Genomic DNA, 16,618 nt, shown 5'->3' with positions numbered 1-16,618 from the left:
GACGTTTATTGTCGCTTACCTTTTCCAAGTATCCAGTCTAAACCTTGAATTGCAATGGTCGGAAAAACAGTTGCATGCGAAGCACCATCGACAACGACAAACTTCATTTGAACGTTACCATCTGATTGCTTTGAAATTTTTTCTGCAAGCATGTTACTCCCTTGGACCATATCTTCTCTCTCACCAAACTCAGGAGTTTCTAGAAAACCGACAGATAAATAGACTTTTGTGTTTGCAGGTGTTTTTTGCGGAGCTAATTTCAGCAAATAGTTATCATTAAACCAAACTGACGGGCTAGCTAGAATGTAGGAAGAAAATATATCTGGGGATTTAAATAAAATGTACGCGCCGAATAGTCCCCCCAATGAATGGCCTATAAATATGCGACTGTTCGCGTCAGCTCTGTATTTCGATTCAATGAAAGGAAAGATATCAGACTTCAAGAATTCTATGTGGGAATCCGCATTCCCTGTTTCCATCTTCCAACTATCAGCTTTTATGGGCGTATAATCTCTTACTCGGCTTTGAATGCCTCTTGAGTCAGTTGAATATGAAACACTGACAATGATTGCCTCTTCCATAACCCCCGAATACATTGGATTTCGAGTGGCTCCAACAAGTGTGGGGAAGCTATATGGAGCATCGGTCGTGTAGATAACAGGGTAGTGTTTGCTAGGCGAAGTGCTATAAGAACGCGGCAGTTGCACATATGTCGGATAAATTCGTCCGGTAGCCGATTCCTCTAGCTGGATTATAGAGCTTCTTTGCGGACTATATGGCACAGATGAAACATGTGTCTCAAGCCATGACTTAATGGGCGATATCCAAGCCTCAGTGGGGCGATAAAAAGCGCCGTGCTCCAACCCCGTAAAAATCTCGATTTCCTTGAATGAACTTACTGCCTTTGGATTTCGCTTGATGACTTCATCACAAGAACCGACAGAGTCTGAGCTTTCGTGAATAGACAATACATGACCAGTTAACACAATATCTTCATCTCGACTCATGCTCGTAGTGCAAGCAGCAAGGAGCACGTAATTAATATCAGTTTTTTGAATGGCATTTGACGCCAAAGCAGTAATGTAGCCACCACGTGAAAACCCTATCAAAGTGATATTGCGTTGAGGAACTCCCATTTCTAAAAGCGTGCTTACTTGGTTCTTCAATTTCTCAGCATGTGTGGTGGGGCTACTTTTTGCTTTTCGATGCTCGGAGATGACCACAGCACCAAAACCAGTCAGTTTTTCTAGTATCGCCGGATAGTCATACATGCCCCAACCCGGATGAACAGGCGTCGGATCCTCGCCTTCAACAATGTAGCCATGAGAGTAGAAAATGTACTTTGCGTTCAGATCAATTTCGTCAGGTATTTTATCGAATATAGGGCTAGCGAACGCATCACAAAAGGCGAAAAAAGCAAGGCAGAACAATAAGGTAAAACGCACTGCAACAATTCCTTGTGTTTTTTAGTCTGAGAATTCTAGCTGTTAGATCAGTAAAGTAAAGAAAAACGAAGCAAAATAACTTTAACTGTTCCGATTGTCAGTTGAGCACGAAGGTGAAGGTCCGAAATACGTACGTTTCAGCCCCAGAGAGTCACTGGCTCAAAAAGCAAAGGAGTAGACCTTTAGGGGGTAGGTTTTAAACTTCCGAGTTGTGCCATCAGCGAATTTTAATTATAACGATTTCGATGTAATTGAATGGGACAAAAGCTTGCTTCCCATTATGCAGAAATGTTTATGCTCACCTGCGATTATCGCTTTCATCTGTTATGAATGATGTGTCCTAAAGATCACATAAAGCCCTAAAATGGTTACTCTAATAGGTTAAAAGGCACTTAACGTAACCAAAAGTGCACTTTATAGTGAAAGGTGTGACAGCTACAGCATTAGCAGAAGAGATCGGCGACAGATTGAAGCAAGCTCGACTAAATCGAAACTTAACACAATCTGAAGTTGCGGAGCTTGCTGGCATTGCTCGCAAAACGGTTTTAAATGCAGAAAAGGGAAAAGTTCAGCTCAACATCATGATTGCTATATTAATGGCATTAGACCTCACGCAGCAGATTGATCTATTTCTTCCTAAACAAGAAATTTCTCCCTTACAGCTGGCCAAACTGCAAGGAAAGAAAAGGCAGAGAGCCTCTGGCCAGCGCAGTAACAAAGATGAGGAAACACCAGAATGGTAATGGAAGCCATTACAATAACATACCAACACGATGTTGTTGGTGCAGTGAGTTTTGACACTGAAAAGGGACTTGGGTCATTTGAATATGATCCAGGCTTCATTAAAAAAGATATCGAGCTGTCCCCGATCAAAATGCCATTATCGAATCGTATTTATAGCTTTCCCGAACTGGATTTCAATACCTTTAAACTCGACCTCATTAAAGAGTTTCAGCGATGAAAAGAACAAAAATTCCTATAACTGCGCGGGAATATTCGCCGCAATCTGGCGAAAGTGAATTACCTTATTTACACCGATGCGGTAAAAGGGCATCTCACTTCGGAAACGCTTAGCTTTACCGCTGACTATTCCCTAACACCCCGAATATTCCCATCCATAACAAGCGTCTTAGCCAGCACGCCTTCAGCATCGTCTTCAAAACGAACACTACTACCATTCTTGGCAAAGAATCGCCCGCTTCCCTCATGAAAATATTCTTCATTTTCAACGTAGGGTAAGGCGTTAAGCACAAAGCCATTGCTTGTTTTTTCTAGCACCACATCAACATTAACAGGGGTAGTCACCACATAGGTTCCAATATATTTAGTTAGTTCCTTTTGGCTTATGGGTACTAACTTCTTAACCTCAGCTTCCGAGTAGCCTACATCTAACGCTTCTTTTAAACGTATTTCTAGCTCGCTTATTAACTGCATGCCATTGTTGCCATTAGTCATGATGGCGTAGCCATTGCCGGTATCTAACTCAAGGTATAGCTGCGACATAAATCCAGCATCTGCGCCGCCGTGACCAAAGCCCAGAGTTTTACCGTCTTCATCCATGTTGATAAAAAAGCCAATACCAACATTAGGTGCTTCATTGGTTGGCGTATTGTTGGTTAACATTTCTCGTGCAGTAGCTTGCGATATCCAATCTGTTTTTTGCCCCAAATACGCGCTACGAACGCCGCTTGCCATTTTCAACATGTCTGATGGCGTGCTCCACATGCCTGCTGCTGCAAGCGTAGCGTAAGTATGCGCGCCACCTTCTACTGGTGCACCGTCACCGTCGTATGGCGTAGCCATATTGTTTGATAGGTTTTTCGATATGGGCTGTTCGAAGCCAGAGCGCGTCATGTCTAAAGGTGTAAATAAAAGCCGTTGTGACATAACTGGCAGGGGCTCGTTAGCTACGTCCTGCAAGGTAAGTTGAGCAAGCGTAGTGCCGCCACCTGAATAACGCATTTGCGTACTGGGCTTAATATCAACAACAACGGCGTCGGTATTGGCTGGAAATGCACCTTCTAACACTTGCTGCAAAGTAGGTACTGGCTCACCAGCTGCGTAACCAGGGAAGCCGTGTACGGTGGTGCCAGCCGTGTGGCTTAATAATCTGCGTAATGAAACAACCTCTTGCCCAGTCCATTCGTGTTCGGGCAATTGCCAGCTGGTAAGCAAGTTATTTACGTCGGTATCTAAATCAATAGGGTTATCTTGGCGGTATTTCATTAATACCGAGGCAAATGCGGGTTTAGAAATACTGCCTGCTTGAAACACCGTGTTTTCATCAACAACCAATCCAGTGGTTAAATCTTTAACGCCGCTTTGCATGGTCCAAGCTAATTGCCCGTTTCTCATAAACGCGACAGACACACCGGGCACATCGTAATGCGCTTGTCTTTGCTCTAAAGATTGGTAATCAACCTCTTGCCCTTCAATTCGAATGCGTTCAGTTAGCCCGGTTTTCAAAAGGTTGGCTTCTTTTGATTCTTCAGCAGGGGAGGGGGAGGCGGGTAAGTTTTCGGGTTCTGCGCAGCCCAGTAAAGATGCAAAGCAAAGTGAGAGTGTTAAAGAGGCGAAGATCTTGGTTGATGTCATTTTTTGTATTCCATTACACGTGAACGTACCAGCGTACGCTCCTACTAATATTCGGTCAATTAATCTTATTTGAAAAAGATGAAAGGCAGACTGTGCGACACAGATCTCATTCACGCTGCACATTCCCCCCTCAACGGCTCATTCTTATTTCTATAGCAGTACCGATTCGTATGCCTACCATGCGGGTTTTACTCTGACCCCATAACTGGCTTTAATTAGTGGGCAGTTTAAACAAATTCTTTTTCCCCACCTTTGGCCGCCGATCGATAAATTGCGTTAAGTAAGGCAATAGAGCGGCGCCCTTCGAAACCGTCGACCAGTGGCTGCGTATGGTTTTCAAGGGCATGTAAAACGTCTTCAAAGTTTCTCTGATGCCAAACAAAATCAATGGCTGAAGGGTCGGCTGCGCCTGCTCCAGCTTCGTTTTCGTTAAGGCCATATTGTTGCCTAATTTCATCGTCATGCGCAGTTTCATTAGCAAACTCCCACACTCGGAATTTATCATCGCTCATGAATACCGATCCCTGAGAGCCGGTGATTTGTATTTCTGCTGGATGTCCGCTTTTAGACCAACACGCCGTTGAACCCTGAATGACACCCAGCGCGCCATTTTCAAACTCCAGCATGGCAATACCCACATCTTCTACTTCTATTCCCTTATGAGCCACAAGCCTTGTTTCAGCCCGAACGGATTTTACGTCACCCATCACATAGAGTAATAAATCGATGGTATGGATTGACTGGTTAGTTAATGCGCCACCGCCATCCAGTTTCCAAGTGCCACGCCATGCGCCGCTTTCATAGTATTCTTGCGTTCGCCACCATTTAATATAGGCGTCGGCCATGGCAATTTTGCCAAATCTACCTTGCTGTAACGCCTTTTTAAGTAGCTGCGATGAGACATTAAACCGCCGAGGGAAAATGCCCGCTAACATCACATTATTTTCTGTGCATGCCGCTATCATTTCATCCACTCGTTCGGCAGTCACTTCAAGGGGCTTTTCGCAAATAATGTGTTTTCCTGCCTTTGCAGCGGCGGATATAGGCTCTAAGTGGAACCCTGACGGAGTACAAATAGTCACAATATCAATATTGGGAGAGTTGATAAAAGCGGTATAATCGTCGAAAGGTGTGCAGTTGTGTTTTTGTGCAAACGCATTCGCTTTATCGATTGAACGTGAATAAATCCCTGTTAGCTCTGCATTGGGTATAGCGTTAATGGCCTGAGCATGAAAGTCCGCAATCATGCCTGCGCCTACAATGCCAAATCGATACATTCCCTGTTCCTTTTTTAAACGATTTACAAAAAGTATAGGGAAAGTTCGCGCAGCACACTAGCTTTTTAACGAAGTAAAAGTCATATAACGAGGAATCAATGGGGTTACCAATAAAAAGGCCCGCGAAACGCGGGGCTGCACATGAATAAACAAATAACTGGGTTTAAATTAGTCACGCTTTAAAGCTTTTTTAAATCAAACGCGCCCTTCGTCTATCGCGTTAACAATATGTTCAATAAAGGCTGCAATTTCGCAGAATTCGCGCTTAACAAGTGACGAACTTGCACGAAAATGATACTAATACTCAAAGTGGGTGAGTAAACTGTTGAGCAGTGGCTTATTCAGTTTCATACGTCATTCCATTGCCTTAAATGGAAATGTCTACTAACGCGAAAGTACAAATTGTACCCAAAAGCGAAAGCGGATGAAGTTAGCAAATTACAGAATAAAGAAAAAGGAAAAGATGGTGCATAGAAAAATATCAACATTGGGTAACGTTGCTTACCTAAAAAGTACTTTTATAAAACATGCAATGTTTACACTTTTCACGCTAGCGAGTTTGTTATTTTCGACTACAAGCATGGCGTCGATTGACGAAGATATAGAACAAAAAGCGAGGGAGCGTCACGAACAAAAATGGAATGAAAAGATTGATTATGACGTAGCAAACACAATCAGAAGATGCGGTGAAATCTACGCTTCTCGTAATAGAGAAATAGATAATTACAATAATGCGGTGAAAGAATTTCGACGCTACGAACATGACAAAAGTGAGGTGGGAAGAGCTATGCGTGCGCTAGCGCGGCCAGCTATTTTGCGTTTAGAAGTAGAGATTGATGAAATTGAGCAACAATATCAATACTCATGCGAGAATGTGACGAGTGAACCTAATATCCAAACTTTGTATCACGCTTGTCAACACCGAGATGTTATGGCAATGTCGTATGAGATGTGCGGAGAAGCTTTTACGATTCGTGATGACTATGACAATCAGCTCTGGCAAAGACTTTCCCCTCAAGAAGCAGTCAACTCATACTCAGATTTTATAGATTAAACCTTAAATGGAATGAAGGTTTGCTAGAAGGCCTTATTATAGTGTGGAATTTCTAATCACTTTTATCGAGTTGATTGCTCGGAGCAAAAAATTTGAAAGTTATGTTACTCACCATGATTAGTTTACTTGTCAGTAAAGTCGCTTTTGCTTCGGCTACAGCTGACGAGTTCATCCGTTGTAATAAACTTGCAGTAACCAAATTGGAGTATTGTTTAGATAACGGTGGAGAAGCTTGTTGGGCCCAATCTAAGGCCAGCTATGATACGTGTCACGAACAGGTCATTCAAAATCACCTACCAAATCGTGAGCGCATGGAAGCTGAGAAATCAGCGCACCAAACCATCAATAACGAGTACCATAGCCAATAAAACAGCAACCAGTGACGCCAATGTTGCCAGCAATATCAATATGGTGAGACGCTGCTTTTTAACTGATCAACGGCAACTGAATGGATGCTCTAGCCCCAGCCTGGGGTGCATTCGCAAGGGTAAATTCACCGCCGTGATTGAGAATGATTTGGCGACACAATATCAACCCTATGCCACTGCCGTGTTGCTTAGTCGTGTAAAAAGGCACAAATAAATTTTCCGTATTATGAATACCTTGGCCTTTATCGGTAACATGAATCGTGAGGGTTGTATCGCTGGTTACCCAATTTACGTGAATAGGGGAGGCGGTATTCCCTGCAGAAATATTAGCCTCATTGGCATTTTTAAATACGTTGATAAGTACTTGTTGTAGCTGATCGCGGTCGGCATATAGTGACACATCTTGTTCAGGTATAGAGATGTGACAGCTATCAAACAATTGGCAAATTTGCTGTACAAGGGGCGTTAACTTAAAAACGCTTTTGGTAGGAGGGGGAACTCGTGTGAGTTGCTGATAATCCTGAATAAACAGATTTAGGGCATGTGCGCGTTCGGAAATAACAGACAACCCTTCTTTCATACTTTCTGAAAGCTGTGGCGAACCGACTTCTGGGTCGTCTTCCTGTGTTTTTACTAACTGATGCAGAGTTTCGGCAATTGAAGCAATTGGCGTAAGAGAGTTATTAATTTCGTGGCTAAGTACACGTAATAAACGCTGCCACGCCATACGTTCTTCGTCACGTAAAATATGTTGGATGTCGGTGATGAATATAAGGTAGTGAGGAATGCCAAGTTCAAAAAAAGTATCGGTTCTCACGTACATTTTTCGCTTGTTATCTCCAATTTCCAGTTCACTCACTTTATTAAGATTTTCCTGCTGAGTTGCCGCAACAAGATTTTGCAAACCAAGAGATGTAATCGGCCAGCCTTGACGATCTTCGAAGCGTTGTTTAAAAAGTCGCTCGGCAGCTGGGTTCATAAGGGTGATATGGCGCTGATCGTTAACTGCTACTACTGCCACATCGATTTGATCGGTAATTTTACTTAGTAGAATTTGTTTCTCTCGCGTAATTAGACTCTGTTCAGATAAACGAGATGCAAGGGTATTTAGTAGCTCGTTAAAATCAGCCAATGCCCCTTTCACGTCTTTGTTGTTAGCGCGCATGCCATAGTCGCCAGATGTCATTGCTTCCACTAAATTAGTTGAAGTGCGCAACTGGAAAGTCACAGTCTGGCGAATACTCAATAGCGTGATGAAGATAATCGTAAATATGAGTATTAAGAGCAATAATTTGAAGTAAATAGATACATCGGCGTAAAACAGCATGACTAAAGCAGCTATTGTTGGCAACATAAAGCCTTTAAGAGCAATACGTACAAGTTTGTCTTCAAAGGCTGTTTTGGCGTGCTGAAAATTTTTGAGCATGAGGTGATTAGTTCAGTTGATACTTCTCTAACCTACGATAATATGCGCTGCGACTTAACCCAAGCGATTCTGCAGTTTTCTGTGGGTTGTGCTCGAATTGTTCTAAGCGCTGTTGGATGATTTGCTTTTCTAGTTCATCGAGGCTTTGGGTCATCCACTCGGGTTGTACGTCAGCGACGGATGTGTGTTCGTATTTTAAAGCAAAATCATCTATATCAACAACCGTGTTCGTACTCAAAAACATTGCCCTCTCAATAACATGGCCTAACTCACGAACATTTCCTGGCCAGCTATAGTTAAGCAATTTTTGCTGAGCATGCGAGCTTATTTGTTTGATTGGAAGGCGATATTTTTTGGCGAAATGTTTAATGTACTGATTGGCTAACGGCAAAATATCATCTACGCGCTGGCGTAATGCAGGTACGTGAATGGTAATGGTATTGAGGCGATAGAGAAGATCTCGCCTAAAGGTCTTCAATGCCACTAAGGCTTCAAGATCCGCATTGGTAGCGGAGATCAATCGAACATCAATACTTTGGGTTTTACTGCTACCTACACGTTCAAATTGACGTTCTTCTAATACACGTAATAACTTTGCCTGTTGCGATGCCCCTATGTTGGCAATTTCGTCTAAAAAAATGGTGCCCGACTGCGCTAGTTCAAAGCGACCAATGCGATTAGAGCTGGCATCGGTAAATGCTCCTTTAACATGCCCAAACATTTCACTTTCAAATAAAGTCTCAGAAATAGCGCCCATGTTTACTGCAATGAATACACTGCTTGCCCGCGAGGAACGCTTGTGCACGTAATCAGCCAACAAACTTTTGCCTGAACCATTTTCGCCGGTAAAAAGGATACTCATATCACTCTTTGCAAGTTTATCGAGTTGCGCGATGAGGTCCTTCATGGTTTGAGATTGCGCAATAATATCGGTGCGTTCAGTATCCATTTGTTGCTTAAGTAATGCGTTTTCTTGCGCTAGTTTATCGCCTTCATGACGTACGTGATTTAGTTTTATTTGGGTGCGCAATGTGTGCAGTAAGCGCTCGTTAGACCAAGGCTTTTGGATAAAATCCGCTGCGCCAAGTTTCATCGCCTCTACCGCAATCTCAATACTACTGTAGCCAGTCATGGCGATGATAGGTAAATGCTCATCTAGTTTTCTAATTTGTTCAATCAGCGACAAACCTTCTTTACCCGACGTAGTATCCTTCTGGTAATTCAAATCAATGAGGGCGGCGGCAAACTCTTGTTTGTTAATTTGCGCTAACAATGCCTGAGGGGTGGTGACCGCTACCACATCAAACTGGTGGGTTTGTAACATTAATTTGAGTGCTGCGATAACGCTGGTATCGTCATCGGCAACCAGTATCGTGTGTCCGTTCATGCAATATTGTCTGAATTCGGTTTTTGGGTTAGTAGGGCGTTATAGTGACATAAAAAAGGCAGGGCATCGAACTTACGCTCAATGCCCATTATGCTAGTTGTGATGAAGTGCGTCACTGGGCTCCATCTCAATCACCTTTTTAGTGGGGAGGTAAGTTGCAGTGAGTACCATAGCAATAATTAACGTAGGCATAACCAGCATACCTAAAATGTAGCTGGTGTTACTGAAAATCAGGGTTTGTGACATGAGGCTTAGCAGCCATAAGGCAACGCCAATGCCAATGGATATACCTATCAGCAGTTGCCAGCTTGCTTGCCCCATGAATAGCTTAACAATACGGCGGTCGGTGCTACCGAGTGCGCGACGCACTCCAATTTCCTGAGTACGTTGTTGTATACTGTTAGCTGCCACTGCGTAGATGCCAGATGCTGCTAGAAACGCGGCTACCAGTCCACATAGCAGGAAAATTTCACTCACAGCTTCAATAAGTAGTAGCGGCTTTTTAATTAAGGCGTCGTAACTTTGTACGTGATACAGGCCCACATTGGGGTTCACTGCGTTAATTGCATTGGCTAAGGTTTCACGCGCTTGCGCTGCGGTACCGGAGTAATGAATGGCAATTTGCATTCTAAAAGGCCCCCAGTTATCAATAGGATGATAGCTATTGTAAGAGGCACTTGAGAAATCCATATAGGTGCCGTGATATGTATCAGACACTACGCCAACAATGGTAGCCCAGCCGGCATCTCGACGGTCGGGCCTACGAACGCGCTGACCAATTGGGCTTTCATTTGGGAAGAAGTCGCGTGCAATGGACTCATTAATAATCATACTGTTTGCTTCTTTGGCGGCATCTCGATAGTCGAAATCTCGACCTTCGATAATTTCCATGCCTAACGTTGACCAGCCGTTTTTAGTTGCCCCTTCATTGTTGCTGTAAGGGTTTTCGCTAATCACAGGGTTTTCCCGCCCTTCAATTTCAAAAAAACTGGTGCCTCCACCTGTCCCTGGTAATTGTGTCATCAATACTGTACCCAGCACATTCGGCTGGGCTCGAAGCTCTTCTTCTAGGTCAAAATAAAACTGTGAACGAGCCAGTCGGTCGGTATATTCGAACTCTGTGCCTTGACGAATGGGGTAGTCTGATGGGGATATTTGAATTTGCGCAGTGAGACGATTTTCAGTTTGTACACCGTAATCCGCTACACCCGCACCATAGCTAGATACTAGAAGTACGGTCGCCATAATAAGCACCACACAAGAGAGTAAAATCTCTGAGATGACCAGTGCCTTTGTGGCGCGAGCAGCACCTTTCCCCAATGCTCCGCGGGTACCGTCTCGAAGTACGGCGTTAAAGTCTCCATTTAATGAGCGCCATGCTGGGATGAAACCGGTAATCACAATCATAGATACGATCGCCACAACTAAAATAGTAAGAGATTTAGTATCTAGCGATGCGTACCACCAATAGGGTTTTAGATTGTCAATTTCATACGCATTTTGGAATACAGCATTGGTTACATCAAGTCCCCAGCCCGCTAACAATATAGCCAGAATACCGCCTGTTACGCACACGAAGATACTTTCCCAAAGCATTTGCAATACTAAACGCTTTTGCGGCACACCTAAGGCAATGCGAATTGCCACTTCTTTAACTCGTTCGTTAACACTGGTAAGTAATAGGTTACCTACGTTGATGCACGCTAGCAGTAATATAAGGAATACCACAATAAGTAGCGCCATAAACATACCGTAATACTGCGTTAGTGCCGCCTTTTTAAATGGTTCGATAGAAAGGTATTTGTCATTATCACGAATGAGCCACGCGTACTGCTCACCCACTTCTTTTTTAATTTCTAAGGATCTTGCATCTAGCGCTGCCCGCGCTTGCTCCAACGTGACGCCGTCTGCCAGCTTAGCAAAGGCGTTGACAAAATACATTCCACGTTCTGTCGGTTTAATGGTGTTGTACGGGAGAGGCTGCCAAATTTCGGCAATGCTGGGGAAAGCGAATCCCTCTGGCATGACGCCCACGACACGCGCAGGTTCTGCGCCGTCTATGGGCACAATTTTGCCAACAATATTGGGGTCACCGTTGAAGTACCCTTGCCAAATTCCGTAGCCCAATACAACTACTTGCTCAGCCCCTTCAAAGTGATCGGATTCTTCAATGCCCCGTCCCATGATTGGAGTGACGCCAGTAAAGCTAAACAAGGTATAGCTAACGTAGCTTGCGTTGTATTTACGAAGCCCCGCATCAGTGCCCCCTACAAACGTGGTACCTTCATTATAAAATCCCATTTCAGAAAATATCGACGTATCTTGTTGTAAATTGAACAGGTCGTACGCCATCGCAGGACGGCGGGATAAGTGCGTATGGTCGTACATAGATTCCACCGCATACACCGCTTTACCATCGTTAAAGGTAATTGGGGTAAATAGGAGACTGTTTAACAGAGAGTAAGCGTACAAGGTTAAACCCAAACCAATTGCGACAATACTAATGATTAACGCAGTAAACTTTGGTTTTTTAGCCAGCAGTCTGGCCGCATATTTTATATCGAGTGAGAGTGACATAATTAATTCCTCTTCACAGATTAAGCAATTATTGCTGCAGGCTCATTGACCATTTGATCAGATACAATCTGACCATCGAATACTTCTATAGTGCGTTGAGCGCGAGAGGCAGAGTGTGGATCGTGGGTTACCATACAGACGGTGGTGCCATTTTTATGTAACTGGTCAATCAACGTCATTACAGCCTGCGCATTTTTCGAATCTAAATTACCCGTTGGTTCGTCAGCCAGAATAATGGAGGGCTTTCCTGAAATGGCACGCGCAACCGCAACACGTTGTTGTTGACCGCCAGATAATTGCGAAGGGTAATGATTGGCTCGATGAGACATATCGACGTGGGCAAGGGCATCAGTGACCCAATCTTTGCGCATTTTGGCTGTGAGATCTTTGCGGTAAGTAAGCGGTAACTCTACATTTTCAGCAACTGTCATGTCGCTAATCAAATTAAATGCTTGAAATATAAAACCGATTTCTTTATTCCGAATACGGGCACGCTCGTCTTTGTCGAGGGTTTCAACATTGTGACCAGCCAGTGAATATTGACCAGCTGACGCCACGTCTAACAGACCCAAGAGCGATAGCAGCGTTGATTTGCCGCAACCTGAAGGCCCCGTGATGGAGATGTATTCACCTTGGTCAATCTTTAAGTTAATTTCGTTTAACGCATGTGTTTCGATGTCGTCGGTGGCGAACACCTTTGTTATGTTAGTTAAGTTTACGAGTTCGTTTGCTGACATAATTGCATCCCCATTTTAGTTAATATTGATTTGTTGATGTTGTTCGTAAGACGACACGTCTGACACAATGATTTGTTGTCCTTCATTTAAACCGCTGATGATTTCGATGTGACTGGTCGAGGATTTACCAAATTCTACTTGTTGTTTAGTTGCGGTATTTCCTTCAACCTCTAAGACATACACGAATCCCTTTTCATGGCTTTTGGCAAACATAGGGCGTTTGACAAATAGTGCTTCAGTCATACGAGCAATTTCAATGACGCCTTCAACTGTAAGCTCTGGACGGGCTTCCTTTGGAGCTTGACCTATCAAATCGATATCGACTTGAACCACACCATTTTCAACAGAAGGGTCAATGCGATGCACCACGCCTTCAATTTCACTGGTACGCGTATCGATAACCACACTTTGACCAATAACGATGTTTTGAATTTGATTTTCCGGAATGCGAATCTCTGCAATAAACTCATCCCGTTTGGCAAGGCGCGCAAGGTTACTTCCCGCATTCACTTGTTGCCCCAATTCGATTGGCATTTCTTGAACTAGAGCATCAATACTGGCAATAACTGTCAGGTTTTTGACCTGTTCATTGACTCTATTTAGCGTTTTTTCTATACGCTTAACACGTGCTTCATTAGCCATTAATTGTGCGGCTACTCTTTCCTTTTGCTTGACTAATCGGGCTTGTTCAAGCTCCCAGCGGCGTTTGTTTTGTGCCATTTGGATTTTGATGTTTTCATGGTCTATTTGCGAAACGGCGTTAAAACCTTGGCTAAGTAACTTATGTTGTGCCTCGAAGGTAAGTTTTGTGCTTTCGAAGTTCAGTTTTTCATTGAGTACCGCCGACTCTTGGTCTAATAATTCAGACTCTAGCGACACTTTTTCGGCTTGCATTTGTGCTTTCAGTTCATCCAGCTCCCAACGGGTTTCTTCTAGCCGCTGAGCTAACTCTGGGTTGCTTAGCACCATGATAACATCGCCTTTTTTAACTAATGCACCGGGCTTAACAAGTATACGTTCTACCTTGCCAGCCACGTTGGTGGCTAACCAACGCACATCTTTAGGGGCTAAAACACCCATGCCACGGACAGTAATCAAGAAATTACCGCGACTTACGTTATCGGTGAGAAGTCGGTCACTATTCACACTGTGGCTAGAAGTGGAAAGCGACGCCCATGCGTAAGTTAATGTTACTGATAAAAGCGCTATACCCAGTAGTGCCCATTTCAGCTTTTGATTAATGCCTGTCTTTTTATTGATAACAATATCCATAGGGAGCTCTAGTTAACATTGAAAGAAATCATGTTGCTAAATTAGGGCAAGGGTCGTGCCAAATGAATTACTGTTAATATTCATTTGGTTATGAGATTTGTTAATGAGGGATAAGCGCGTTGTTGCGATAGTGGGACTCGCGGTTTTGGGATTTTGTCCCATAAGTGGGACAGTTAAATACGAAACAAAAGCTAAATTTGCAGTCTCTGCGCAGCGAATAAATAATGGGGTGAGAGTCTGAGGGATCCCCACGAATTTAATTCCATGTGCCTGCGGCCCAGGCAGCGTCTACTATGGAGCTGTACCATTTAAGTGCAGCTTCCCACTGTCGCATGGTAAACCGTATTCGACAAGAGATAGCTCTGAGACCGAGGTAGTAGAATGAGAGGACGTTTCTTTTTTCGGTATTGGCTTGGAATCGACGATGTTTGTTTGAAGAGACGAGCACCATACCCAGTAGTATAGCCACAAGTAACGCTAACGTAGTCAGTAATATCAGTATTGTTAGACGCTGCTTTTTCACGCTTTTATTCTGTTCATAGCCAAGCCCGAACTTGGTGCTTTTCATGTCTCTAAACCCCTCTTCAATTAGCATTCGTTGCCTGTAAATGGCTACAACTTGTTTCGATAAGCTTCGGTGGGACGTCAGTAATGTGGCTAATAGCCACGGGTCTTTCGCGCCTTGCGCATGCACTTTTGAGCGCTTTGAGGCTTTGCGTGTAACATCTGGATTTGAAGCATGTCGTCCTTTCGTTTTCTGTTTAAACAGAACTAGCGTGCAGGTAAAGCGGTTACTCCTTACTATTTGGCTGTTATCAAAACGCTTCGGTCGACAGGTTGCTTGTCCGTAAAGATGACGAATACATTGCCACGTATTTCCTCTATCAAGGGAGTAAAAATGTGGCTTGCGGATACGCCCAACAATATCCCACCCTAGTGCTAGTACTTCTCTGAACCAAGGCGATTTATACCCTGCGTCGGTGACGATAATGGGGCGACGACTATAGGGCGATAATTTGAAGGAAACATGGTGTGCAATGTCTTTAAGAATGCTTTGTGTGTGGCTGGTTGCTCTTTAGTCTTGTTGCAGTGCAAATCTTGATACAGTGTGATGGGCCTACCTTTAAGAGATATTGCCGCGCGTAAAAGAAAATGCGCTTTGCGGTCGTCATATAGCTGCCAAACTCCGTGCATTTCACCCGCTAAATACTTACCGGCTTCTAAAATTCGACCGTGTTCATCAAGCTTTTGATATTTACCAGACTTGAGTTGATTTACGTAAGTAACCTCTTCGGCCAAATTTCCATTTGAATGATATTCGTAGTTCCTCCAAATACCCTTCTTAAAACTTTCAAGACCGTTGCCATCGAAGTCTTCCTGAGAGTAATATCCTCGCTCTGCTATTTGACTATCTTCGTAAAACCTAACATAAAGGCCACTTTTTAAGCCGTTGTAGGTTTCTGTGTGCGTTTTTAGTTGGCCATTGCTGTAAAACGTGTTTACCTCGCCTGGACCTGACTCTTCTCCATTCTTAATCGTGTACTTTTTTATGATGTCATTATTGGGTGTTAGGTATAGAATTTCTCCGTCTTCCTCACCGTCAACAACGGCGCCTTTATAGGCGACATTCCCATTTGGGTGATAGCTAACTAAAGTACCTGATGTGTTTTGCTGAATGTATTCTTCGGTAAAGTCACTGGCGTCACGCATTATGTAATCTAGCTGCTTTACTTCGTTATTGAACTCTATTGTACTTTCAGCTTTAATTTTTCGGTTGCTGTAATATTCCTTGTAAGTCAATTGTGGCAACGTTGACGAACCTTTTATTCGTGTCTGCAATTCGCCGTTTTCAAAATAATCGTTAAATACGAAGTCACCTACAAGCTTTCCGTTTGCCATAGTATGTTTCGTCGACAATAAGCCTGGGGCAACGTAATCCACAATTGTGAAGTTTTGTAATCCTTGCTTACCTGGAACTGTGACCAAGCGAGTTTCTAAATCAGCCGTTTTAAAATAACTTCTGTAGTTCGCTATAATATCGTCTTCATTCTCTACGTATATGCCTTCGAACTTGAGGTGACCACTATCATAATAGTCTCGTTCTATCTCCTGAGCGTGGGTAAAACTGTCAAGTAGCATGGTTAAAAAAACAACTATAAAACATCGACGCATGTGCTTTCCCTTCGGTAAGTAAAACAGGTACCCCCAAAGCTAGGAGGAAATTCATTATTATTCTAAAAATTTTCATTGCCACTAGTGCTCTTTAACAGCAAGAGCGCTATAAGCTTTTAAATTAAAGTCTTCAGTGTAATTTCTGCTACGTATTCAATTTATTGTTAAATTCTGAGCGAATACTAACGCAGTACTAAAAGAGTATTTGAAAATGGGGTCAGAGTACTTTTTTCAGCCGCACTTACCTTGTTTTTATTCGTTTGTTTGAAAAATATGTCTCGTTTAAATGCTCTACATAACATTCTTCG

General features: G+C 43.3%; 14 protein-coding genes. 4 read left to right on the top strand and 10 right to left on the bottom strand.

Features of this window, described 5'->3' with window-relative positions; translation table 11 throughout:
• Positions 1-5: 5 nt before the first annotated feature.
• Positions 6-1,445, bottom strand: a complete 1,440-nt coding sequence (locus EP13_RS13685; protein ID WP_044057770.1) for an alpha/beta hydrolase — start codon at positions 1,443-1,445, stop codon at positions 6-8.
• A 419-nt stretch (positions 1,446-1,864) separates the two neighbouring features.
• Here EP13_RS13685 and EP13_RS13680 point away from each other — a divergent pair, with 419 nt between their 5' ends.
• Both EP13_RS13680 and EP13_RS13675 read left to right on the top strand, forming a co-directional pair.
• A complete protein-coding gene (locus EP13_RS13680) occupies positions 1,865-2,188 on the top strand; it encodes a helix-turn-helix transcriptional regulator (RefSeq protein ID WP_044057769.1) in 324 nt (107 codons plus the stop codon).
• Entirely contained in the window at positions 2,182-2,406 is a 225-nt protein-coding gene (locus EP13_RS13675) for a HipA N-terminal domain-containing protein (protein ID WP_052364419.1), read from the top strand. The genes EP13_RS13680 and EP13_RS13675 overlap by 7 nt, the downstream gene beginning before the upstream one ends.
• A 125-nt stretch (positions 2,407-2,531) precedes the next feature.
• Here the strand turns inward: EP13_RS13675 and EP13_RS13670 are convergent, their stop codons facing one another.
• Together EP13_RS13670 and EP13_RS13665 are read right to left on the bottom strand one after the other, a co-directional pair.
• A complete protein-coding gene (locus EP13_RS13670; RefSeq protein WP_044057768.1) occupies positions 2,532-4,040 on the bottom strand; it encodes a serine hydrolase domain-containing protein in 1,509 nt (502 codons plus the stop codon).
• 227 nt (positions 4,041-4,267) lie between these two features.
• Positions 4,268-5,317, bottom strand: a complete 1,050-nt coding sequence (locus EP13_RS13665; RefSeq protein WP_044057767.1) for a Gfo/Idh/MocA family protein — start codon at positions 5,315-5,317, stop codon at positions 4,268-4,270.
• A gap of 424 nt (positions 5,318-5,741) precedes the next feature.
• Here EP13_RS13665 and EP13_RS13660 point away from each other — a divergent pair, with 424 nt between their 5' ends.
• Complete coding sequence (locus EP13_RS13660) at positions 5,742-6,371, top strand: hypothetical protein (protein ID WP_044057766.1); 630 nt, start codon at positions 5,742-5,744, stop codon at positions 6,369-6,371.
• A 92-nt stretch (positions 6,372-6,463) separates the two neighbouring features.
• Complete coding sequence (locus EP13_RS13655; RefSeq protein WP_156026759.1) at positions 6,464-6,739, top strand: hypothetical protein; 276 nt, start codon at positions 6,464-6,466, stop codon at positions 6,737-6,739.
• A gap of 58 nt (positions 6,740-6,797) precedes the next feature.
• Here the strand turns inward: EP13_RS13655 and EP13_RS13650 are convergent, their stop codons facing one another.
• The 7 genes from EP13_RS13650 to EP13_RS19265 form a co-directional block, all read right to left on the bottom strand.
• Positions 6,798-8,165: a sensor histidine kinase gene (locus EP13_RS13650; protein ID WP_044057764.1), complete on the bottom strand. Its 1,368-nt coding sequence runs from the start codon at positions 8,163-8,165 to the stop codon at positions 6,798-6,800.
• 7 nt (positions 8,166-8,172) lie between these two features.
• On the bottom strand, positions 8,173-9,552 hold the full coding sequence (locus tag EP13_RS13645; protein WP_044057763.1) for a sigma-54-dependent transcriptional regulator: 1,380 nt from the start codon (positions 9,550-9,552) through the stop codon (positions 8,173-8,175).
• Between the two features lie 93 nt (positions 9,553-9,645).
• Positions 9,646-12,129, bottom strand: coding sequence for an FtsX-like permease family protein (locus EP13_RS13640; protein ID WP_044057762.1), 2,484 nt, complete (start codon positions 12,127-12,129; stop codon positions 9,646-9,648).
• A gap of 20 nt (positions 12,130-12,149) precedes the next feature.
• A complete protein-coding gene (locus EP13_RS13635; RefSeq protein WP_044057761.1) occupies positions 12,150-12,866 on the bottom strand; it encodes an ABC transporter ATP-binding protein in 717 nt (238 codons plus the stop codon).
• Positions 12,867-12,881: 15 nt separating this feature from the next.
• Entirely contained in the window at positions 12,882-14,138 is a 1,257-nt protein-coding gene (locus EP13_RS13630) for an efflux RND transporter periplasmic adaptor subunit (protein WP_044057760.1), read from the bottom strand.
• Positions 14,139-14,394: 256 nt separating this feature from the next.
• Entirely contained in the window at positions 14,395-15,177 is a 783-nt protein-coding gene (locus tag EP13_RS19120; RefSeq protein WP_332309696.1) for an IS4 family transposase, read from the bottom strand.
• The gene (locus tag EP13_RS19265; RefSeq protein ID WP_044057759.1) at positions 15,078-16,310 is read right to left on the bottom strand and encodes a toxin-antitoxin system YwqK family antitoxin; all 1,233 of its coding nucleotides are present in this window, start codon (positions 16,308-16,310) and stop codon (positions 15,078-15,080) included. Before EP13_RS19265 ends, EP13_RS19120 begins: the two co-directional genes overlap by 100 nt.
• Positions 16,311-16,618 lie beyond the last annotated feature (308 nt).

This window comes from Alteromonas australica (assembly GCF_000730385.1).
GTDB classification, from domain to species: Bacteria; Pseudomonadota; Gammaproteobacteria; order Enterobacterales; family Alteromonadaceae; genus Alteromonas; species Alteromonas australica.
Note: the sequence above shows the minus strand (reverse complement) of the source record. Positions and strands in the feature narration are given on the sequence as shown.

Bases quoted from the DNA above. Each gene is read 5' to 3' on its own strand.
- EP13_RS13675 (WP_052364419.1), top strand. From the start codon at position 2,182: ATGGTAATGGAAGCCATTACAATAACATACCAACACGATGTTGTTGGT.
- EP13_RS13670 (WP_044057768.1), bottom strand. From the start codon at position 4,040: ATGACATCAACCAAGATCTTCGCCTCTTTAACACTCTCACTTTGCTTT.
- EP13_RS13665 (WP_044057767.1), bottom strand. From the start codon at position 5,317: ATGTATCGATTTGGCATTGTAGGCGCAGGCATGATTGCGGACTTTCAT.
- EP13_RS13660 (WP_044057766.1), top strand. From the start codon at position 5,742: ATGAAGTTAGCAAATTACAGAATAAAGAAAAAGGAAAAGATGGTGCAT.
- EP13_RS13650 (WP_044057764.1), bottom strand. From the start codon at position 8,165: ATGCTCAAAAATTTTCAGCACGCCAAAACAGCCTTTGAAGACAAACTT.
- EP13_RS13645 (WP_044057763.1), bottom strand. From the start codon at position 9,552: ATGAACGGACACACGATACTGGTTGCCGATGACGATACCAGCGTTATC.
- EP13_RS13640 (WP_044057762.1), bottom strand. From the start codon at position 12,129: ATGTCACTCTCACTCGATATAAAATATGCGGCCAGACTGCTGGCTAAA.
- EP13_RS13635 (WP_044057761.1), bottom strand. From the start codon at position 12,866: ATGTCAGCAAACGAACTCGTAAACTTAACTAACATAACAAAGGTGTTC.
- EP13_RS13630 (WP_044057760.1), bottom strand. From the start codon at position 14,138: ATGGATATTGTTATCAATAAAAAGACAGGCATTAATCAAAAGCTGAAA.
- EP13_RS19265 (WP_044057759.1), bottom strand. From the start codon at position 16,310: ATGCGTCGATGTTTTATAGTTGTTTTTTTAACCATGCTACTTGACAGT.